Raw genomic sequence first — 21,152 nt, 5'->3', positions numbered from 1 at the left:
TCACCCGCCCGGGAGCAGATTCACGCGGCTGCATCAGTGGTCCACCCGGACGTGGTGCACGTCCGACACGATGATAGCCTGCGGCGGCAGCGGCAGGCTGCCCACGATGTGTTCGCGCTGGTCCGGCTGGCCCGGCTCGGTCAGGACGATCTGCACGTCCTCCGCGACCTCCACGCCCGGCACGCCGCGCAGCAGGCCGTACAGTTCACTCACCGACAGCGCCCGCCCGAACGGCCACCCGGTGCCGTCCGGGCCGCCCGTGAAGGGGTTCAGGTACGCGTACAGTGCCCGCAGCGCGCGGCGGCGCACGTCCTCCCGCACGGGCCGCGCCGCCCCCGAGTACGCGCGGATGGTGGCGGTCACGCTCACCCACACGTACTGGGGCGCGCGCAGGTCCAGCGTGGTGCCCACCGGCCGGCGTGGGTCCAGTTCGTCCTGCACGGCCGCGCGCAGCTCGGCGCTCAGCGTCAGGCGCTCCGGCGCGATGCGCCCCGAGAGCGGCGAGAGCGGATCGATCACCACGTCGTCCAGCGCGATCAGGTCGTCGGTGCTCACCTGCGGCAGCAGCGCCAGCGTGACCTGACCGGGCGGCACGCTCAGCGACCGGATCTGCCCCGGGTACGTCTGCCCGGGCGTGGCCATGTTCGGTGTGATGCACTTCGCCCGCGCCACACCGTCCACGTGCGCCGCGAGGTACTCGTAGTCGTCGGCGGTCACGGCCCGCGTGCGGGTGCGCAGCACCTGCGGGACCCGCAGGATCGCGTCGTCCAGCGTCTGCGCGTTCCGGCCGCCGGCGGCCGCCACGTGGTTCGTCACGCGCGCCACGTACGGAATGCTGGACTTGAGCACCACCAGCGACCGCGCCGGCACGTTTCCGACCGTGCCCCCGCCGAACTGGTAGCGGCGCATGCGCAGCACCGCGTCCTGCGGCGGAATCGCCCCGAAGCGGTACATGCTGCCGTCCGTCTGCAGCACCGCCGGCCCGAACGACACCGCCGCCGCCAGGTTGTCCAGCATGAAGTGCCGGTCATTCGGCGTGGACTCCGAGAAGTCGCTCACCGGCCGGTACTCCTGCACCACGCCCTCGGGCAGCACGCACTCGATCACGTCCGCGTCCGGGTCCAGGTTCAGCACCGGGCTGTTCAGCAGCGTGAAGCGCTGCCCCGGCAGGCCGTCACTCTGTCCCAGCACCTCGCCGTGCACCACGGTCGCGTGCCGGGCCGGCAGGGTGATGCCGCGCGCGTCCACCTTCAGCGACTCCACGTCCGGGCTGACCTTGTAGCCGTTGTACATCTGCTCGCTGGTCAGGCGGCAGCGCAGCCAGTACCCGCCCTGCTCGAAGAAGGTCCCCTCCCGCATCGTCGGCACGCGCAGGATCAGCTCGCCGGACATGTTGAAGGCGTGCGTGCCGTCGTACTCGATGTCGCACGGCGCCCAGCGGCCCACGCCGCCCTGCCACGCCTCCCACACGTACGGCGGGAACTGCGGGTTCACGCCCGCCCCGCCGGCCAGTTCCACCTCGAAGGTCAGGGCCAGCACGTGGTCACTGAGGTCCCCGGCGAACTGGATGAAGAACGCGTCCCCGGCCTGCGGTTCCGGCTGGAACACCGGGAACTTGTGCCCCGGCAGGCCCAGGCGCGCCAGTTCGTGCTGCTGCACCTGCGAGACCAGCCCCTCCGGGCGGACGTCCTCGCCGGTGCCCGCCTGCGGCTGCGCCAGCGTGTTCGCGGTGAACAGCCCCGACACGACCGGCGGGTGAATCACGCCCTCGCGCTCGGTCGTGAACACGATCGCCTCGTTGATCTCCGTGCGGATCGTGGCGACCTCGGTGCCCTGCGACAGCGCCAGCGGCACGTCCTGCGGCGCGCTCAGGTAAAACGTCACCGGCGCGGACGCCGCGCGCGGCGGCGAGAGCTGCACGCCAATCATGTCCAGGAACGTGACCAGCAGCTTGTCCGGTATCTGGTTCACGCGGTACAGCAGCAGGTCGGTCATCCAGGCAAACACCTCGATGATCGCCATGCCCGGGTCACTGGCGTTGTGGTCCGTCCACTCCGGGCAGAACTGCGGGATCAGCCGCCGGGCTTCTTCCAGAATGTCGTCAAAACGGCGGTCATCGAGATTCACGGTCGGTAAGGGCAAAACGCATCACTCCAGCGGAAAGAAGACGAGAAACGGCGAACAACAAGACGAAACAGGGGAGTGCCCCCGGACCGCCGCGCTCCAGGGCAGGCGCGTTACAGGGTCCGGTAGAACGGGAAGACCAGCGACCGCGGCTCCGGCGACCCCTTCAGCCGGTACGCGATCTCGATCAGGATCCGGCCCACGCCGGACGGGTCCACCGACGCGTTCACGCGGTCCACCTCGATCCGCGGCTCCCAGCGGCGCAGCGCCTCATCCACGTAAAAGGACGCCAGGCCCAGCGTCGTCGCGTCCCCAGGGGCGAACACCAGCTCATGAATGCGGCAGCCGTACTCCGGGCGCATCACCCGCTGCCCGCGCGCGGTCATCAGCAGCATCACGATCGCCTGCGTGACCGCCTTCTCCCCGGACACCATGCCGATCTGCCCCCGGGCGTTGAGCGCCACAGGGAACGCCACGCCCGTGCCCAGCACGTCCACGCCCGGTTTCCCCGGCGCCACCGATGCTCCCGTCATTCCCGATCCTCCCTTCAGCAGAACTCAGAACCCCCACAACGTACCGCATGCCCCCCGCCCCTGCAGACGCACTTGACCACCCCCAGGGCCTCACAGCACCAGCCGGCCCAGCTTCCGGAATTCCAGGCTCAGCGCCTCATCCACCAGCGCCTGCGACAGCGGCTCCCGGCGCGCCAGTGACAGGAACACCGCGTTCAGCGCCACGCTGCGGATGTTCCCGCCCGACACGTCCGCCTGCGCCAGCCGCCGGAAATCCAGTTCCGAGGTGTCCAGCGCCGGCGGGAACGCCTGGCGCCACAGCACCTCCCGCTCCGGCGCCTGCGGCACGCGGAAATTCAGCACGAACTGAATGCGGCGCATGAACGCCACGTCCATGCTGCTCTCCATGTTCGTGGTCAGCACGGCCAGCCCGTTGAAGCTCTCCAGCCGCTGCAGCAGGTAGTTCACCTGAATGTTCGCGTACCGGTCGTTGCTGTCCCGGACCTCCCCGCGCTTCCCGAACACGCTGTCCGCCTCGTCGAACAGCAGGATGCACCCGCCGTGCTCGGCCGCGTCGAAGATCCGCTTCAGGTTCTTCTCCGTCTCCCCGATGTACTTGCTGACCGTGCTGCTCAGATCGATCCGGTACAGGTCCAGGCTCAGGTCGTTGGCCAGCACCTCCGCGCTCAGCGTCTTCCCCGTCCCGCTCGGGCCGCTGAACAGCGCCGTGATCGCCCGCCCCCGCCCCGGCCGGGCCATGCCCAGCCCCTCGTACACCGCCGACCGGTGCTTCACGTACGCCGCGATCTGCTGCAACACCGCCAGATCCGACGCCGGCAGCACCAGGTCCGCCCACGTCGCCCCCGCCTGAATGCGGTCCGCCAGCGACCCCATCGCCCGGCGGTTCGCCACCCGCGCCCGCTCCCACGCCGCCTCCAGCCGCCGTTCCGCCCCCGCGTTTTTCGGCAGGCTGACCCGCACCTCGTTCGCCAGCGCGTCGATGCGGTCCAGACTCAGGTGAAACTGGTCCCCCAGCTGGTGCAGCAGAGGCAACTCCTCCGGCACGCCCAGGCCCAGCGCCCACTGCTCCCGCTGCTCCCGCGGCGTGGGCGCCCGCACCTCCAGTGGCAGTAGTGCCCGGGTCGTCGGCACGCTCAGCGGCGACCCGGACAGCACCACCACCCCGCCCGGCACCGCCCCCAGTGCCCGCTGCAAGGCCCCGTCCAGCACGCCGGGCTCCGGCCCCTCCCCGGTCGCGTCCAGCGCCGCCTGAAACCCCTTGAGCCGCAGGTCCCGCCGCAGCGCGCGCACCAGCCCCGCCTGGTCCTCCCCCGCGAACGCCGACAGCGCCGCCACGTTCAGCTCCAGCACCCGGCCCGCTCCGCTCAGCAGCCGGAACGCCAGGGACCGCATGGATTCGTGATCCACGCCGTACAGCAGCACGCCCCGGTCCTCCGTGCCGCCCTCCATGAATGCCTGCGCCTCCCGCAGCAGCGCCTCCTGTGACCCGCTGAGCGTCATGCCGCCCGGCACCTCGGTCGCCAGCAGACTCAACTCCGGGTCCACGCCAGCGTGCCCCTGAAGGAACATCAGCACGCCCGGCGCGACCGTCAGGGACCGCATGCTCGCGTCCGGCGTGAGTCCCGGCCCGAAGCGCACCACCCCCCACGCGAACAGGGGTTGATCCTCCGTGAACACCAGCGGGTCCCCGTCCTCCAGGCACTCCAGGCACGCCAGCGGCGTGAGGGACACCGTGAGTTCCCCTTCCGCCAGCCCCAGCAGCGCGGCCACCAGCCGCCGCGTCCGCACCGGGAACAGCTCCTGCGCCAGCGCCAGGGACAGCACCAGCTGCTCGAACGCCGAGAGGTCCAGCGCGGCCGTGATCAGCGTGAACCGGTCCTCGAACCCCGCCGGCCAGCGCATCACCGCCTCCGCCCCGTCCTCCACGTCCGTCAGGCCATTGGCGACCTCCAGCGCCGTCAGGAACCCGTCCAGTTCCTGCGACAGCGTCAGAACGGCCGCCCGGCGAGCAGGCTGCGGTCTGCTGGCCGGCGTCACGCCTCTTCGACTTCCGCCAGCATGACGTCCCGGAACGCCCGCACCGCCTCCTGAATGAACCCCAGCACGCGCGGCAGGCCCCGCACGAACACCTCCGGCGACTCGTGAAACGCCTCCACACCCGCCCACACATCATCGTCCAGCGTGTGCAGCTTCACGGCCTTCACCTCGCGGTTCACCGCGTCGCACGCCACCAGGGCCTTCACGAACGCCTCCTCGTCCGCCAGTTCCCAGAAGTTCGGGAAGATCACGTGGTAGTAATCCTCCCCCTCCGCCGGAACGGACAGGTAATACGTGCCCCCCTCGAACGGGAAGGACAGCGTGGACTCGTTCTCCTCCTGCACCCGGAAGCCACTCCCTTCCAGCAGCGCCACCAGAGGCGACGCGGCCTCGGACACCACGGCCTTCTCCTGCGCCTTCTTCGCCTTCTTCTTCAGACTCACCGGTTCCTGATTCGTCATTTCACTCCCACCTTTCAGACGGAATGCACGCCCCGGCCGATCCCCGGCCCCGGACCTGCACCCCTCACGTTCAGTTCGGCCGGTTCCGCTCGTCGGAGTACAGCTCCTCCGGCAGTTCCTCAGCCAGGTACGTCATGTAGTACACGTCCACCATATGCGCCGTCGCGATCCGCTCGAAGGCCTGCTGGTTCGCGTCCGTGCGGGTATTCCCGAACCCGTACTGACCCAGCACCAGCGTCCCGTCCGGCTGGAAGTACAGAATGGACGACGACAGCGGCCCCCTGTAATTCCGGCCCGCCTCATCCGGCCGGTCCGGATTCCGGATGACCTCGGACAGACGCTCCTGCACCCGCACATACCGCTCATCATCCCTGTACACGTGCTTGAAGCCGCGGGTCGCCACCTGCACCATGAACCCACTCGGCCACCCGAACCCCCGCACCTCATACTGCACCGGGCCCGACTGCAACAGCACCGAATCCCCATCCCGGCTGATTTCCTCACACCCCTGGTGCTTCTCCATGTACGCAGCAAACGCATCCCGCGCCCCTGGGTAGGTCCGCAGGCCCTCACCGAAGTGATACCCCCCGGACCACTGCTCCACCTTGATTCGTTCAGCCGGTTCCGCCGGGAGCCCCAGGTACGTCCGCGCCTCAAAGACCGCGTCTTCCAGCATGAACAGCGCCAGATCAATCAAGGTATCCGCCCGGAACTGCTCCTCAAACCCCGCGCACTTCACGCCCAGCACCAGGTCTCCGGACTCCGGGTGAAAATACCCCCGGACCCCCGGCACCTTGAAGCACACGTGGTCGATACACCGGTACGCAAACGCCTTCTCCGCCACGGTCGCCGCCCGCAGGAGACTGCACTCCGGGACGGTGGTCTCAATTCCGAAACCGGAGATGTTCTGGACGAGGTCCATCGTGATTGGTAGACCGCGATACTCGGCGTAGAGCATCGCCTCCTCGTCTTCCTGCCGGAATTTCAATCCCGGGTCGACCTTCCCGAGATTGATCCACGCTCCGAGGGCTCCATTGCGGAACTCTCCGACCTCGATCTCTTTGCGCAGGTGAGGTTCTGGGGCCTTTTTCTTGAAGAGCCCGAACATCACTCGTCACCCTTCATTTCTATGTTCCCCTGCTTCAGGACATCATTGATGTACTCCTCCATACTGGTGGGCAGGAAACCTTCAAGAGCGCTGTCGAGGATCTTCATGATCTCAGAGGTGTCCTCCTCCTTGACAGTCTTCTTTTCTTCCTTGGGCTTCTCTTGTTCGGGCTCGCCCTTGAACTTCTTTGCCCACTCCTTTACCGGTGCTTCCATCACCTTTGTGATGGCTTTCTCTGTCTGTTCCTGAACGGCCTCCGTTCCCAGAAGGGCCACCGATTGCAGCGGTGTGGCGCTTTTCACCGCCTCCACCACCTTCGTGTACTTCTCCAGCCGCTCGGTGATGGGCACGCGGACCGGCGTACTGATCGCCAGCCCGGTTTTCTCCAGGAGCCCCTTCTGACCATTGCCCTTGCCGAAGTAGTGCTCGGTGACCTTCTTCGACGATTCAAGAGCCTGGACTTTCAGGGCATGCTCTTCCAGCTGCACAGTGGGATGGCGAGCCACGGATGTTTCTGCCTGGCGGGTCAGCTTCTCAGCCGACTGACTGACGGCATCGTCCGCCGCCGCACGAGCCTTCTCTTTCGCGCCCTGACGAACCGCATCGGTCAGTGTGGCCCCTTGCTTCGCCGCTTTCAGCAGCTCAGTTGCTTCCACGTCCTCCATGACCTTGGTGCGGAGGCGTTGTTCCATCACGGAGCGCGCGCGCTGCACTTCCACTTCGTACAGTTCGCGGCTGCCTTTCTCGGCCAGGTTCTTGAAGTCTGCCTGAACGCTGCCGTGGCGGCCAAGGAGGCGGGAGAGGTCCTTGTTCAGGTCCTTGCTGGCGTCGTCCCAGACCTTGCCGAGGTGGGTGCGCATGGCCTTCCCGCTGGCGCGGAATTCCAGGATGGCCTTCGCGTAGTGACCGTCCGGGTTTTTCTTGACGACTTCCTCGAAGTACTTGATTCTGCCGTCCTTGTAGTTGCGCAGGTACTGCATGACCTTGGTCTTGCCGAGCTTGTCCTTGGTGGCGGCGGCCAGGTTGTCCAGGCCGTCCGCGGCCTTGACCTTCAGGTTCACGAGGCTCTTGCTGGCCTTGTCGCCGAGGCCGTCGACCTTGTTGCGCACGAAGCGGCCGATACGCACCGTCGGGCTCTTCTCATACTGTGCCTTCAGGACGTTCATCATCTTCCGGTCGGTCCAGCGGAACCTGACGACAGCGCGGTGGATTTTCTTGCGGGCGGCGTCGGCCACCTGTGTGGGCGCGTTCCCCACTTTCCGCGCGAACTTGCGCAGCGTGCGGGTCTGCTGCATCAGGTACTTCCGGGTGAAGCGGGTCTTGGCGTAGGCGGCATTGGCGCCTTTCTTGACGAAGTCCTTGACGCTTGTCACGGCCTTCCCGGCGCCGTTCTTGAGGCTCCGCGCGGCGTTCATGCCCCTGGCAGCCGCACGCTTGGCGAACTGCGTGATCTTCCCGGCATGCTTGCTGGTGAAGCTCCCGACGGCCTTGAGCGCGGTTTGCACGCCAGCGGGCAGGTAGCGGCGGGCGGCGCCGCGGGCAGCTCCGACGCCCAGGTGCCCGAGCCCCTTGGCGAAGGGCAACGCGGCCTTGCCTACGGCCACACTGCCGCGGACGAGCACCTTGCCAGCGAACTTGAAGGCCGGGCCGCCGACACTGCCGACCACGGCATCAATGGCGATGCTCTTGGCGCTGACCCCTTCGAAGGTCTTGCGCTCCTTGAACTTGTAGTTCTTGTCCTGCTGCTGCTTGGCCTTGGCGGCGGCGTTGTAGACCTTGTTCTCCACGACCTGCGCGGCAATGCCGCCTCCGGCGCTGACCGCAGCGGCCAGGGCCAGGGCCGGGGCGGTCAGCGCGCCGCCGGTGGCCACCGTGGCGATGGCGATGCCGGTCATGGCCACGCCCTTCCAGAACTTCGCCTTGCCTTCCGGGGTGGCGTACCAATCCTTGAACTGCTTGACTTTCTTGCCCACGGCGTCCCGGGCGCTGCCCAGGGTCTTTGCGGCCGCCGCGGCCAGGCCGGTGCCGGCATTCTTAAGGCTCTGCACTGGGTTTTTCGCAAAGGCCTTGGCGTCACCAACGAACTTCCGGGCAGAGGTATGGATGGTGCTGAGCTGCTTGCTGCCCAGGTTCCGCAGGGCCTTGAATTCCCGGCTGAAAAACCCGAACACGCCGGTGGCGGCCTTCGGGGTCTCTGTTTTCGCGGCCGCTTTCTTCGGCTGAACGGGCGGAACCGTCCGGGTGGGCGTCGCCTGCTTGGCTTTCACGGCCGGAGCGGTCTTCTGGGCAGCCTTCTTCACGGCAGGCGCCGGCCGGGCCGCTGCCTTTGTGGGGGTTTTCTTCTGGGCGGTCTTCTTGGGCGGGTGGGCTTTCTTTTTCGGTCCAGCGGGAGCAGCAGGTTCGAGCATGAGGGTCTCCGGAAGACTGGGGCGGTCGGGGGCTGGGTGCCTACCCGCCGATGTTGACGTTGGGGGCGCCGGCAACGATGACGCCGCCGTGCACCGTGGTGTCACCGAGGCGGGCGGCCGGCAGGCCGTTGATACGAACTGTGCCGCTGCCCCGGGCAATGCTGTCGGGTGGGCCCTGGCAGGTGCACATGTCGCCCACGCGGGCGGCCATGCTGCCGCCGATGCGGACGTTGCCGCTGCCGGCGACGATGGGCCCCCCGACGTGGGGGGTCCATCCGGTGCTCATGGGGCAGGTGTGGTTGTCTCCGATGCGGGCGGCAGGGGGCATGAGGTCTCCTGAAGGGGTCAGCTGCGCAGGCGGCGAAGTTCCTCGCCGAGTCGTTCGCGCAGGCGGGCGTACACGTCGCGGGCCACCTGATCGAGGTCCACCTGCGGGGTGGTGGACTGGCGGCTGCCGACCGCGACGTCCTTCTCGCGTTCCTTGCTGGGGGCGGGGGCTGGATTGCTGGGTGGCTGAGGCGCTGGGCGGTTCATGTCGGCCGCATGCACCTGTGGAGCGGGGGAGGAAGTCCGGGCGGGGGCAGCGGGAGTCACCGGGGCCAGCTCAGGCCGCGTCGGGGCCGGCATGATTGGCGCGCGGGGGAGCGACATGTCCCTTGGGGTACGCCGCTCCCGCGCGGTCAGAGGGAGGGAGGAGGTCCGGGCCGGGGCCCGGGGGGCATCCTGGGCTTCCTGATGCGCGAGGTGCTCGGTCAGGACCGCGAGCTCCTCCTCGTGAGCCAGGGAGGGCGCAGCCGGATCGGCGCGGCGCACGACGTCCGGCATGAAGCCCGGCTGGGTGCGCCGCAGCGCATGCGTGAACTCATGCGCGGCCAGGGCATGCCCAGCGGGCGTGGTCAGGTCCACATGGGCCGGCAGGAACACGGTGCGGTCCACCGCGAGCCCCTCCGCGTTCGCGGCCGAGAGCAGGGCCGGCACCTGCGCGTTGCGGACCACGCGGATATCCCGCACGGACGTGCCCAGCGTGCGCTGAAGGGCCTCCTGCACGCCCAGCGGCAGGGGGGTGCCGTGCCCATCGGCCCGAAGTGCCTGGGCGCCAAGGTGAGTCAGGTCCGGTCGTGCTGATTGGGCTGGCAAGGGAAATACGGGCCCAGGGCGGCCGGGAAGGTCGGGTTGGGAGAATGCCGTTATCTCCGCCCACGAGGTCCAGACCGGCGTGGGGAAGGCCTGAGATGATTCTGCTGGAGACACTGAAGGCCGGAGTCCGCTCTCCCTTCCCGGCCACACGTGGGCGTCCGGAGAAGTGAGGGAAGGTGCGGTGGGCACAACCGGCGGAAGACCGACCGGTACCGCAGGCCCGAAGCGCGGGCGGGTGGCTTCCGAGTCAGGCGCGCCCAGCATCAATGGCGTCGGTATGCCAAATGGGGGATTCCCCGTCCTATTGGCCTGATCCGAGGCGTGCCCTGGCAGCGGCAAGAAGGCAGGCGCTTGGCCCACGGCCAAGCGAGGTGTGGTGGCTGATTGCTCAGCGGGCCTCTGTACGGGAGAAAAGACCGGTTGTGCCGGCCGAGACCATGCAGAGGTGTCTGCGGCCAGTGATGTCTCGGCTCCGCTGTTGGTCGGGTTAGGAAGGAGGCCTGAACGCTGAACCGGAAGGCCAGCAGGACGGGGGGAAGACAACGGCGCGGATACCTGTCCTACCACGGGAGCAGGGACGAGCGTTGCCTGTGTCTGGCCGGCGCCGGCCCCGTCACCAGTTGCTGTACTAGGTACGAAGGAGCCGTGCCAGGCCTGAACGGATGTGCGCGTCACAGGAGCGGCGGGGCTCAAGGCCGTTGCCTGACGAGCCACCACCTTAGGGATGGGCTCTGCCCCTCGCGGAGCCACGAAGGCTGGCACTGAGGGCAGTTCTTCAAAGGGCTGAGATTCACGGGGCATTGCCAGGACCTGTGCCGACGCGCTTCGGGCAGGCATGACCGCTGGGGCAACAGGAGTAGCGGGGAGCAAGGAGGCGGCCCGTTGAGCCACCACCATGGGGGCGGTTTCTGCAATCTGCGAAGCCAGGAATGCTGGCCGTGAAGGCAGTCCTTCGGATGACTGCGCAGGGACCTGGGTCGGCTCACCTCGTTCCGGCATTGCCGCTGGAGTGACGGGAGCGGCGGAGATCAAGGGCGTAGTCTGTCGGGTCACCACCAAGGGAGCGATCTCGACCTCTGACGGGGCCAGGACTGTGGGTGCCAACGGTGGACTTTCGATTGATCGGGGTCCACGGGAGAGCGCAGTGATCTGTTGCGGCGGACGCTGATCGGCGGCCGCTTTAGCGGTCGGCAGGGCAGGAGACTCCGCTGGGATTGAGGCAGCATGGGGCCCTTCTACGGATGGAATCAGAGGGGGTCCTGAGGGTACGGAACCCTCCAGAGGCAGACTCTGGGCATTTTCTACCGGACGATCCTGGGCAGCAGGCATTGAAGGGCTTACTTCAGATCCCAAGGGCAAGGAGAGAGATGACACAGGCGAAGTGACAGAGGCCGTCCGGTGAAGGCTGACCTCCTCCGTGCCGTGTTCGCCCTCACCCTCGGGAATCGCCTCCGTCCGTCGTGTGGATTCGGATTGCTCCAACGGATCGGGAGTGAGGATCGGGCTCGCCATGGAAGGTGTTGGCTGCACTTCAGGCCGCGCTTGGGTGATGTCACCGGTCTCGTGATCCGGCACGCTCAGCAGAGGGCGGGTTTCCTGCACCTGCTCCTTGCGGCTCTGGATCGGAGGGGCGACCACCGGAGCTGCATCAGGCCAGGTGCGGTTCAGGATGGGGGTTGGTGTTCTGCCCTCCGTGTCGTCGGCATCCGGCGACGGGCGGGGACGGGACGGCGGCTGGCCTTCACGGGCGCGACTCGTGGTGGTCGTGCGGGGTTCGGCCTTCAGGCGGTGCCGTTCGCCCACTTCCAGCGCCTTTTGCAGGCGGGCGGCCGGGGCCGCGGGAAGACCGGCTGCAGGATTCGTGGCCGGCACCGGCGGGGCTGTGTTGTGCCGGACAGGGGATACAGGGGAAGGGGCCGTGCGTTCGTCTACCGGAATGGCCTGCGCGGGCGTGGGTGCCGTGTCGGGCGGACTCACATCCAGGTAGTCCTCAATCCGGGCGTTGTTCTCCGGGTGGTGGTCCTCCCAATGCTCCAGGCGGTTGTACAGCAGGGGGGCCTCGCTCGTCTCGCCGCTCTGCTCCATTTCCGCGAAGCGGTTCAGGCGGGCCAGGAAGTTTTGCGCGACTTCCAGCGGGATCTCGGGCAGGGGTGGGGGGGGCGGCTCGGCCGGCTCGGCCTTCACGGGCACGTTCGGCCGGGGGCGGCGGGGCAGGCGGACCGGGACGCCGTTGTTCATGCGGCGCATCAGGTCCTCCAGTTCCTGGCGTTTCTTCTGCTCTTCCTCTGCCTGCCGGGCCTGCTGCACGGCGTCCTCTTCCGGGGTGGCTGGAGCGACATTGCTACTGGTGTCTGCTTCAGCGGGCGGCGTGACAGGTGATGCGGTTTTGGACTCCGGAGCAGTGGGAGGCGCCACCTCTACAATCTCCTCCGCCTCAGCAACTTCAGAAGAAGGCTCGGCCATGGTCCCAGCGGATTCTGCTTTCTCGGGGATGACCATGGGCTCCGACGGGGTCGGGACGGACTCCGGGCTACTTGCGGCTCGGACAGGCGCGATTTCCGGGATCGGAGTCGATGCCTGTTCCGGCGTCTCCTGATTCTCAGGAACGGAGACCGGCTGAGCCAGCGCTGTGACTGTGTCGGCAACCGGCTCAGTGGCATTCCGCGCAGGCGCAATGGACTGAGGCAGGGGTTCTGGGCGAATCGTCGGCTGTGCCTGGACGGCTGGGGCCAGGGCGGGAGCCGCTTCGGTTGCAGCGGTGGCGGCGCGCAGCCGCTCCTCCAGGGTCACGCGCGGCTGTTGCGGGCTCTGCGGCTGGAAGGGCGCTGCCGAATTGGACGTGGGGGGCACAGCCTGGGGACCAGAGGCGCGTGTGGCGGCTGTTGCCTGTTCCGACAGCGTGGGCGGCACACCGGGCGCAGGCACGGTCCTGTCAGCGGGTCCAGACGCGCCGAGACGGCCGTTCAGGGCCATCGCCTCCGTGAAGGAGGGCATGCGCGGCGGGGCGGGCGCAAGTTCTGGTTCCGGTGCGGCTGGCGCAGGGGCCATCGGGGCGTCCGGAGTCCATTGAGGCGAAGGCTGGGGGTGTTCGGGTGGGGCGGTGGTCAGGCCGGCGGCCAGGGCTTCGGCCAGGTCTCCGAACGGGTCAAGCGGATCGGTGGGCCCGCCCGCCGTGGGACCGCTCGGGTCCTCCGTGAAGGTCGGCTGGGCCAGCGTGTCCGGGTCGAACATGGGGGCCTCAAACCCCGGGTCGAAGGCTGCCGGCTGACTGGCGTTCACAGCTGGCCAGAATTCCGGTTGTTGCGGTACCACGGGCTGTGGAGTGGGGAAGGCGGCGGGGGAAAAGGCCGGCGCCGCGGGTTCCCATTCGGGCTGGCGGGGAGTGGCAGGCGCGCGGAGCAGGTGGGCGCGCACGTGCAGCACGCGGGGCGCTGCGTGCGGCGTGGTCGGCTGGACCGGCACGGAAAAAGGCCGTGCGGGCCCGCTGGCGTTGCCCGGCCGTTGGGGGCTGGGCATCATCCCGGGGGTCAGGCCGGCGGGGGCGGCCGGCGGGCCGGGGAGAGGCAGCGTGAAAAGGGCGGCGGGAGCGGTGTCGCGCTGCGTGACGGCCATCAGGTAACTGAATTTCATCCGTTGCAGCCGCTCGTTGAAGATGTTCACAGTGTCCCTCCCTTGAGGCCTGTGGGCGCGTGTGGCCCTGGAGGCTCGGCCCCCTGGAGTTCCGGCGGGGTCGGGTGTGGCTGCCCGTCCCGGGCGTGTGGCCCGGCGGCCTGTTCAGGCGCGGGGGCGGGTGGTGCGATTGTCCGGTTCTCGTGTTGTGGGTGTGCGGGTTGGTGGGGCCGGGGTCAGTTGATCTGCAGGAAGCCGGAGTGCGCGAGTTCCAGCGTTTCGACGGCCACGGCGTCGCCGCCGCCGGTGAACTGCGGGCCGGACCACTTCACGGGGAAGGCCTGCATCAGTTCGAAGCGGGTGAGGACGTCGCCTTTAGTGTTGTACACGTAGATGGTGACGTTCTTGAGGTCCAGGTAGCCCTGGACGATCCGCAGGTGCCATTGCAGCAACTCGTTGCCGGAGGTGATGCCGCGTTTCAGGGTGAGGTTCCCGACCTTGGAGCGCACGGGGAGGCGCAGGACGCGGTCGTTGAAGCCGCCCTCGATGAAGTCCATGGTTTCGGTCTCGATCTGCAGGCCGCTGACCTCGCTGAACGCGGCGTACTCGATGCCGTCGATGGCAACCCGGTAGCGGCAGTTGGCGAGCACCTTGTACGCGGACTCGGACGCCCGGGAGTCCTGCTGGGTGCGGTTCTTATACTGGGCGTAGGTCTCGGCGACCTGGGCCACGATGGTGCTGTTCTTGTCTGCATTCATGGGGGCTTACCTGACCTTTCCGGTGCGGCGGGCCAGTTCCAGGCGCAGGTCCTCCAGCATCAGCAGGTAGACCCGGTCGCTGAGGGCGGCCAGGTCGAGGTCACTGCGGGTCTGCTGGCGGTTGCCGACGCTGGCCGCGTCACTGGGGGACGCGGCCGAACGGCCGGAGCTGGCGGGACCGGTGGGGGCGGCGGGCCGGGTCATGCGTGGCCCTCGTCCAGGTTGAGTTCCAGCAGCGCGCCGCAGTGCGGGCACTCGGTCTCGATGATGGCCGGGCCGGCTGCTGTTACTGGCTGGGTGGGCGCGGCCACGGCGCCGCCGGGCGCCATTCCGCTGAAGGCCTGGCCGTTCACGCTGGCGTACAGGCTTTGCAGGTAGGCGTAGTCGGCGGCGGGCAGCGCGGCGATCACCTCGGGCGGCACGGGGCTGTAGGGCCCCAGCCGGGTCACGACGCGGGAGAGCAGCAGCAGGCCGTAGTAGGCCTCGTTGCGCCGGACGCGGTCGTCCCCGATGGGTTCGATCTCGTCCAGGGCGGTGGCGGGGCGCAGCTGGCCGGCGCGGTGGAGCTGCCCGTCGGAAAGCAGCAGTCCGACGGGCAACATGAATGGGGTTTCATTCACGTGTCAGCTCCGCCCGCTTACTGCTCGCGGGTGTAGCCTTCGTGGGTGATGGTCAGTTCTTCCACGGCGACCTCGTTGCTCTTGGCGTCGTAGGTCGGGCCGTTGAGGTTGCTGGGCCAGGCATTGCGGAAGGTCCAGCGGGCGATCGGCTCCCCTTTCTGGTTGTGCAGGGTGATGGTGCCGCTGCGGCGGGCGCCGGTCAGGTCGCCTTCTTCCACCTGGCGGCGCCAGGACCACATGTCCATGTCGTTGGTGATGCCGCGCTTGAGGACGATGTCGTTGTACTTCATGGTGCCGGGCTCGCGGATCAGGACGGGCTTGCCGTTCTTGTCGGTGGCGCGGTACTCGACGACCTGGCTCTGGCTGCCCAGGCCGGTGCATTCGCGGAAGGCGCCGACGACCTTGCCGTCGAATTCCACGCTGAAGTAAGCGGCCACCAAGGGGTCTTTGCGGTTCGTGTTGTCACCAGTCATGCTCTACCTCCTGCCTTTTCGGGGAAACGGAATGGGAACTTGGGGAAGTGGTGTTCGGGGCGCGGGCAGACGGGCTCCCTTCCGGGATGGGGGAAAATGAAGGGGAAGACGGAATCCGTGGAAGGGAGCCGGGGAAGTCGTGCGCCTGGGAACGGGCGGGGGGGCGTGCTTACTCGCCGCCGCCGGCGTGCTGGCTGAAGCGGATCACGATGAACTCGGCCGGTTTGACGGGCGCGAGTGCCACTTCGATCTGCATGATGCCACGGTCGCGCAGGTCGGCGGGGTTGAGTTCGGCGTCGCACTTCACGTAGAAGGCCTCGCGGGCGGTGTTGCCGAACAGGGCCCCGTCGCGCCACACGCCGGTGAGGAAGTTGGTGATGTCGCGGCGAACGCGGAACCACAGGTTCTCGTCGTTGGGTTCGAACACCGCCCACTGCGTGCCGCGGTTGATGCTCTGCTCCACGAAGTTGAACAGGCGGCGGACCGGCACGTAACGCCAGCGGGCGTCGCTGGACAGCGTCCGGGCGCCCCACACGCGCACGCCCATGCCCGGAAACTCGCGGATGCAGTTCACGCCGATGGGATTGAGGATGTCCTGCTCGCTCTTGCTGATCTGCAGCGCGGGACGCAGGATGCCGTTCACCAGTTCGTTCGCGGGGGCCTTGTGCACGCCGCGCTCGATGTCAGTGCGGGCGTAGATCCCGGCCACGAAGCCGCTGGGGGGCACGGTCATGGGGCGGCCGTCGGGGCCGGCGATGGTGACCCAGGGGTAGTACATGGCGGCGTAGCTGGAGTCGAAGTTGGTGTCCACGTTGCGCCACTTCACGACCTGCTGGGGGGTCAGGTCGGGCGGGGTGTCCAGGATCGCCATGCGGTTGGCGTTGCGCTCGCAGTGGTCGATCAGGGCGCGCTGCACGGCCTTGACGCCGTCCAGGTCGAGCAGGCCGCGCTGGTAGGCGCCCATCAGGTCGGGCACCGCGATCATGGCGACTTCCTCGGCGATCTCCAGGCTCTCGATGCCGCTGCGGCCGTCGGTGGAGCCCACGAAGTCCTGGTTGTTCATCTCGCCGCCGCTGGTCAGGACGTTCGTGGCGGCCTGCAGGACGTACGTGCCGACTTCCGGCACGCGCTCGGCGAGGGGGCCGGCGCCGGTGACTTCCTCGATGGTGATCAGGGTGCTTTCCTTGGTGAGCACCTCGGTCACGTTGCGGGGGTGGCGCTTGCCGATCGAGACGTTCTCGAAGCGTTCGGTCTGCCCGTCACGGGTGACCTTCATGGTGAACAGGCCGTCGCCCTCGCCGCTGTCGGCGTCCTTGGCGTCGTTGCCCTTGGCGTCCTTGCCCTTGCCCTGGTTGCCCTGGGGCGCGTCGGGTTTGGCTTCAGGGGTGGCCGGCAGGATCTCGACGATCACGTCGCTCTGCACGCCGCCGCGGGCGACGATGTTCAGGCTCGGCACGGCGCTGCTGGCGCGGCTGGGCAGCTGCAGGCTGCGGGCGGCCTCCACGGTCTTCTTGCCGCTGGTGACTTCGCCGGGCACGAGGCGCACCACGTAGCAGCGGGTGCCGCCGTTGTTGAAGTACGCGTACACCGACTGGGCGAGGTACGCGCCTTCCATGAAGGGTGTCTTCCTGCCGCTGGCGTCGATGGTCCCGAAGGTGTCCACGAACTGCTGCCAGTTGGCGATGAACACCGGCGTGTTGGCCGGCCCGCTGGGCGCAAATCCCACGAAAGCGGCGGTGGTGGTGCTGACACCCTCGATTGGCCGGGGTCCACTCGTGGACTCCTCAATGAAGACGCCAGGGGAAAGATATTCGGCCATGTTCTGGTCTAACCTCCTAGAGCTTGGGTGGTACAGGCGCAATCGTAACGGACGATTTTGTAAGACGCCAGTAAGATTGACCAACCCCCCCATGCGCGCCCCGCCCGCGTCCGATCTGTGGTGTGCGGAGAACGTGTGGGACGGGATTTGGGTGGCCCTGGTGCTTCCCGGAATGAGTGGATCTGGCGCGCCTGACCCCCCCCGCCCGGGCTGCCCGCCCCCCCCAACGCCCCTTCTGCCGGTGTGTTCCGTCCGTCCTCCCGCCCCCTTTACCCCCCGAGGAGACCCGCCCTTGATTGCCGACGTTCAGGACGCCCTGCGAGAACTGCTGTACACCGAGGCCCGACTGCCCCGCGACGCGCTGGACATCCGCTTCGCCACCCCCACCTCCAGCTGGGTGTCGTCCCTGACGCGGCCCACCCTGAACTTCTTCCTGTTCGACCTGCACGAGAACGCCGCGCTGCGCAGCATGGAGTTTCACAGCATGCCGCTGCCCGGGCAGGTCAGCCGCACCCTGGCGCCCCGCCGGATCGACCTGAAGTACCTCGTGACAGTGTTCTTCAAGTCGCAGGTGGACGAACTGGGCCGCGACGAGTGGAACGTCCTGTGGCGCGTGCTGGGCGCCCTGCTGCGGCAGGAGGAGTGGGACACGGCGCACGTGCCCGCCGCCGTGCGCGCCCTGGACCTGGACCTGCGCGGCGTGGTCAGCAACGCCCCCAACCAGACGAACTACAGCCTGTTCTCCAGCCTGGGTCTGCCGGTGCGCCCGCACCTGACGTACGCCCTGACCGTGCCGCTGGACCTGAACGTGACCAACCAGAGCCCCCTCACGCTGGAGCGCCAGATCAGCCTGGGCGAGGTGACCGGCCCCGGCGGGCCGCGCGGATTGCAGGTTCAGGGCGCCGAGCGGATCGTGCGCTCCAGCTGGCGGGTGCGCCTCCCGGACGGCACGCCCGCCCCGGAGGCGCTGGTGCGCGCCAACGGCAGCGAGGTGGGCTTCACCGACGCGACCGGCACCGTGCACCTGCGCCTGCCGCGCGAGGAGGTGCGCGAACTGCACGTCCTGACCCGTGACGGGCAGAGCCTGAGCATTGACCCGGGCGAGGCCTTCGTGACCCTGCCCTCCCCGAACTGACCCTGCCCGAGCTGACCGGGCGCGGCAACCTTTGGCGGGCCCGGGGCGTAGGAAGGAGCATGAGACGCCTGTCCCGCCCCAGCCGGCACATGCGGCCCGGCAGTCCGGCTGCTGGGCCTATGGTAGAGCCCATGAAGGACGGGCCTTTCTCCCCCCGGCGCGGCCGCGCCCCATGACGGACTTCCTGCAGACGGCCCTGACCTTCCCGACCCTGATCTGGAGCGTGCTGTTCGCGCTGTGCGCGGTGTACTGGCTGGTGGCCGCCACCGGCCTGGTCGGGCACCACCACGGCGACCACGGCCTGACCGACCCGCACTTTCACGCCGGGGAAGTGCACCACTCGCATGGCGCCCCGGACGCCACGGACGCGGGCCTGCTCACGCGGCTGGGCCTGAACGGCGTGCCCATCACGGTCGTGCTGACCCTGCTGTCCTTCTGCGCGTGGGTGATCACCTACTTCGTGCACCTGCTGCTGCTGTCCTCCCTGCCGGCCGCCGGCCGCGAGCTGCTGGGCCTGCTGGTCGCCGTGGGCGCCCTGATTCCCGCGCTGCTGCTCACGAACGTCCTGGTGCGGCCCCTGCGCCCGGTGTTCCGCAGCCTGAACACCCCCGACCATCAGCCCGTGGTGGGCCGCGTGGGCGTGGTCACCACCTCGCACGTCGATGGCCGCTACGGCCAGGCGGCCGTGCAGGACGGCGGCGCCGGGCTGCTGCTGCAGGTGCGCTGCACGCCGCCCGAACGGCCGGTGCGCGGCGACCGCGTGGTGCTGCTGGAGTACAACGCCGCCGACCACAGCTACTGGGTCACCACCGAAGACCGTTTCAACGCCTGAGTCCCCTGCCCCGCCTCGTCCCCCTGCCAAGGAGCCCCCCATGCCCGAATCCCTGTCCCTGATGCTTCCCTTCCTGATCGGCCTCGGCGTGCTGCTGATCGTCGTGTTCGGATTGATCGGCCTGATCCGCGCCTTCTACGTGAAGGTCGAGCAGGGCACCGCCCTGATCGTGAACGACCTGTCCGCCCGGCCCAAGGTGCGCTTCACCGGCGGGCTGGTCATTCCCGTGCTGTACAAGGCCGAGGTGATGCGAATCTCGCTCATCACCCTGCAGGTGGACCGCCGCGGCAAGGAAGGCCTGATCTGCCGAGACAACATCCGCGCGGACATCACGGTCGCGTACTACCTGCGCGTGAACGAGACCACCGAGGACGTCCTGAAGGTCGCCAAGGCCATCGGCGCTAACCGCGCCTCGGACCGCAACGCCGTGGACGAACTGTTCAACGCCAAGTTCAGCGAGGCGCTCAAGACGGTGGGCAAGAAGTTCGACTTCATCGAACTGTTCGAGAAACGCGAGGAATTCCGGGACGCGGTGGTCGCCGTGATCGGCCGCGACCTCAACGGGTACGTGCTCGAGGACGTCGCCATCGATTACCTGGAGCAGACGCCGAAATCCATGCTGGACGAGAACAACATCATGGACGCCGAGGGCATCCGCAAGATCACGCAGCTCACCGCCACCCAGAACGTCGTCACCAACGAACTCGAACAGAACCAGCGCCTCGCCGTGACGAAGAAGAACGTCGAGACCCGCGAGGCCACCCTGGCCCTGGAACGCCAGCAGGCCGAGGCCGAAGCGAGGCAGCAGCGCGAGATCCTGACCATCCAGGCCCGCGAGAGCGCCGAGACCGAGAAGGTCAAGGAAGAGCAGCGCCTGCTGATGGAACAGGCCCGCATCCAGACCACCGAACAGGTCGAGATCCGCGAGCAGGAACGCCAGCGGCAGGTGCAAATCGCCGAGCAGAACCGCCTGCGCGCCATCGCCATCGAGCAGGAACGCGTGAACCGCGCCGCGCAGATGGAGGCCGTCACCACCGCCCGCGAGGTCAAGCTCCAGGAAGTCGAGCGGGACAAGGTCGTCGAGCAGGGCGTCATGGACGTCGCCAACATCACCCGCGAGCGCATCGCCATCGACAAGACCGTCGCCATCGAGGAAGAGCGCATCAACGAGGTGCGCACCGTGTCCGCCGCCGACCGCGCCAAGCAGGTCAAGGTGCTGGAAGCCGAAGCGGCCGCGCAGCAGAAACTCCTGCAGGAGATCAAGGCCGCCGAGGCCGCTGAGCAGGCCGCGAAACACCGCGCCGTGGAGATGACCACCCTCGCCCAGGCCGAATTCGATGCCGCCGCCCGTCAGGCCGAGGCGAAGAAGATCCTCGCCGAGGCCACCAAGGTGGAACTCGCCGCGCCCGGAATCGCCGAGGCGCAGGCGCAGGAGGCCACCGCCACCGCCATCGAGAAGGTCGGCGCCGCCGAGGCCCGCGTGCTGGAAGCCAAGGCCGAGGCCGCCTACAAGCAGGGCAGCGCCGAAGCCCGCGCCCTGGCCGAGAAACTCGCCGCGCAGGCCGACGGCGAGGCGAAGATGGGCCAGGCCCGCGCCACCGCCACCGAGGCCCTGGGCCTCGCCGAGGCGACCGCCATCGGCAAACGCATGACCGCCGAGGCCGAGGGCCTGACCAGCAAGTTCGACGCCATGGGCCAGATGAGCCCCGCCGCCCGCAGCCACGAGGAATACCGCATGGCGCTGGAAACCAGCCTGCAGCAGGCGCTCGCCAGCATCGAGGCCGGCAAGGAAGTCAGCAAGGAGAACGCCACCGTGCTGGCCGACGCGCTGCGCAATGCCCGCATCGACCTCGTCGGCGGGGACGGCGGGATGTTCGAGGCGCTGTCCAAGGCCATGTCGCTCGGCAAGGCCGTCGAGGGCTTCGCCGGCAAGAGCCCGCTGGTGCAGCAACTGCTCGACCAGTACCTGGGCATCCGCGTCGGCGACGACCGCGACCCGCCCCCCGCGCAGACGCTGGAACGGCGCGAAACCGTCGGCGCCGACTGATCCGGCGCACGGCCCCTCACCCCCGGGCCCGCCCGGGGGGATTCCCCGCCG

At 68.3% G+C, this 21,152-nt stretch carries 16 protein-coding genes; 3 read left to right on the top strand and 13 right to left on the bottom strand.

Annotated elements, in window-relative coordinates; genetic code table 11:
- Positions 1-33 precede the first annotated feature (33 nt).
- The 13 genes from DFI_RS12490 to DFI_RS12425 form a co-directional block, all read right to left on the bottom strand.
- Complete coding sequence (locus DFI_RS12490) at positions 34-2,127, bottom strand: putative baseplate assembly protein (RefSeq protein ID WP_229829514.1); 2,094 nt, start codon at positions 2,125-2,127, stop codon at positions 34-36.
- Positions 2,128-2,237: 110 nt separating this feature from the next.
- On the bottom strand, positions 2,238-2,657 hold the full coding sequence (locus DFI_RS12485; protein ID WP_051308133.1) for a GPW/gp25 family protein: 420 nt from the start codon (positions 2,655-2,657) through the stop codon (positions 2,238-2,240).
- 90 nt (positions 2,658-2,747) lie between these two features.
- Positions 2,748-4,694 carry an ATP-binding protein gene (locus DFI_RS12480; RefSeq protein WP_244940273.1) on the bottom strand — a complete coding sequence of 649 codons (1,947 nt, stop codon included), beginning with the start codon at positions 4,692-4,694 and terminating at the stop codon, positions 2,748-2,750.
- Complete coding sequence (locus DFI_RS12475) at positions 4,691-5,155, bottom strand: hypothetical protein (protein WP_027463798.1); 465 nt, start codon at positions 5,153-5,155, stop codon at positions 4,691-4,693. The genes DFI_RS12480 and DFI_RS12475 overlap by 4 nt, the downstream gene beginning before the upstream one ends.
- Positions 5,156-5,225: 70 nt before the next feature.
- Entirely contained in the window at positions 5,226-6,263 is a 1,038-nt protein-coding gene (locus DFI_RS12470; RefSeq protein ID WP_027463797.1) for a hypothetical protein, read from the bottom strand.
- Positions 6,263-8,671, bottom strand: coding sequence for a hypothetical protein (locus DFI_RS12465; protein ID WP_051308132.1), 2,409 nt, complete (start codon positions 8,669-8,671; stop codon positions 6,263-6,265). The genes DFI_RS12470 and DFI_RS12465 overlap by 1 nt, the downstream gene beginning before the upstream one ends.
- A gap of 40 nt (positions 8,672-8,711) precedes the next feature.
- Positions 8,712-8,999: a PAAR domain-containing protein gene (locus tag DFI_RS12460; protein WP_027463795.1), complete on the bottom strand. Its 288-nt coding sequence runs from the start codon at positions 8,997-8,999 to the stop codon at positions 8,712-8,714.
- A 17-nt stretch (positions 9,000-9,016) separates the two neighbouring features.
- Positions 9,017-9,718 carry an eCIS core domain-containing protein gene (locus tag DFI_RS20245; protein ID WP_027463794.1) on the bottom strand — a complete coding sequence of 234 codons (702 nt, stop codon included), beginning with the start codon at positions 9,716-9,718 and terminating at the stop codon, positions 9,017-9,019.
- Positions 9,719-13,653: 3,935 nt separating this feature from the next.
- Positions 13,654-14,175, bottom strand: coding sequence for a phage tail protein (locus DFI_RS12445; protein WP_081425943.1), 522 nt, complete (start codon positions 14,173-14,175; stop codon positions 13,654-13,656).
- 6 nt (positions 14,176-14,181) lie between these two features.
- A complete protein-coding gene (locus DFI_RS12440; protein WP_027463791.1) occupies positions 14,182-14,379 on the bottom strand; it encodes a hypothetical protein in 198 nt (65 codons plus the stop codon).
- The gene (locus DFI_RS12435; protein ID WP_043779114.1) at positions 14,376-14,777 is read right to left on the bottom strand and encodes a hypothetical protein; all 402 of its coding nucleotides are present in this window, start codon (positions 14,775-14,777) and stop codon (positions 14,376-14,378) included. Before DFI_RS12435 ends, DFI_RS12440 begins: the two co-directional genes overlap by 4 nt.
- A 35-nt stretch (positions 14,778-14,812) precedes the next feature.
- Positions 14,813-15,268 carry a phage tail protein gene (locus DFI_RS12430; RefSeq protein ID WP_022800997.1) on the bottom strand — a complete coding sequence of 152 codons (456 nt, stop codon included), beginning with the start codon at positions 15,266-15,268 and terminating at the stop codon, positions 14,813-14,815.
- A gap of 169 nt (positions 15,269-15,437) precedes the next feature.
- Complete coding sequence (locus DFI_RS12425) at positions 15,438-17,087, bottom strand: phage tail sheath family protein (RefSeq protein WP_022800998.1); 1,650 nt, start codon at positions 17,085-17,087, stop codon at positions 15,438-15,440.
- Between the two features lie 292 nt (positions 17,088-17,379).
- Here DFI_RS12425 and DFI_RS12420 point away from each other — a divergent pair, with 292 nt between their 5' ends.
- The 3 genes from DFI_RS12420 (at position 17,380) to DFI_RS12410 (ending at position 21,101) form a co-directional block, all read left to right on the top strand.
- Positions 17,380-18,222, top strand: coding sequence for a Pvc16 family protein (locus tag DFI_RS12420; RefSeq protein ID WP_027463788.1), 843 nt, complete (start codon positions 17,380-17,382; stop codon positions 18,220-18,222).
- A 172-nt stretch (positions 18,223-18,394) separates the two neighbouring features.
- A complete protein-coding gene (locus DFI_RS12415; protein WP_027463787.1) occupies positions 18,395-19,054 on the top strand; it encodes an OB-fold-containig protein in 660 nt (219 codons plus the stop codon).
- Positions 19,055-19,094: 40 nt separating this feature from the next.
- Entirely contained in the window at positions 19,095-21,101 is a 2,007-nt protein-coding gene (locus DFI_RS12410) for a flotillin family protein (RefSeq protein WP_022801001.1), read from the top strand.
- Positions 21,102-21,152 lie beyond the last annotated feature (51 nt).

It is taken from the genome of Deinococcus ficus (genome assembly GCF_003444775.1).
In the GTDB taxonomy this organism is placed as follows: domain Bacteria; phylum Deinococcota; class Deinococci; order Deinococcales; family Deinococcaceae; genus Deinococcus; species Deinococcus ficus.
This window is presented reverse-complemented; position numbering and strand designations above follow the sequence as displayed.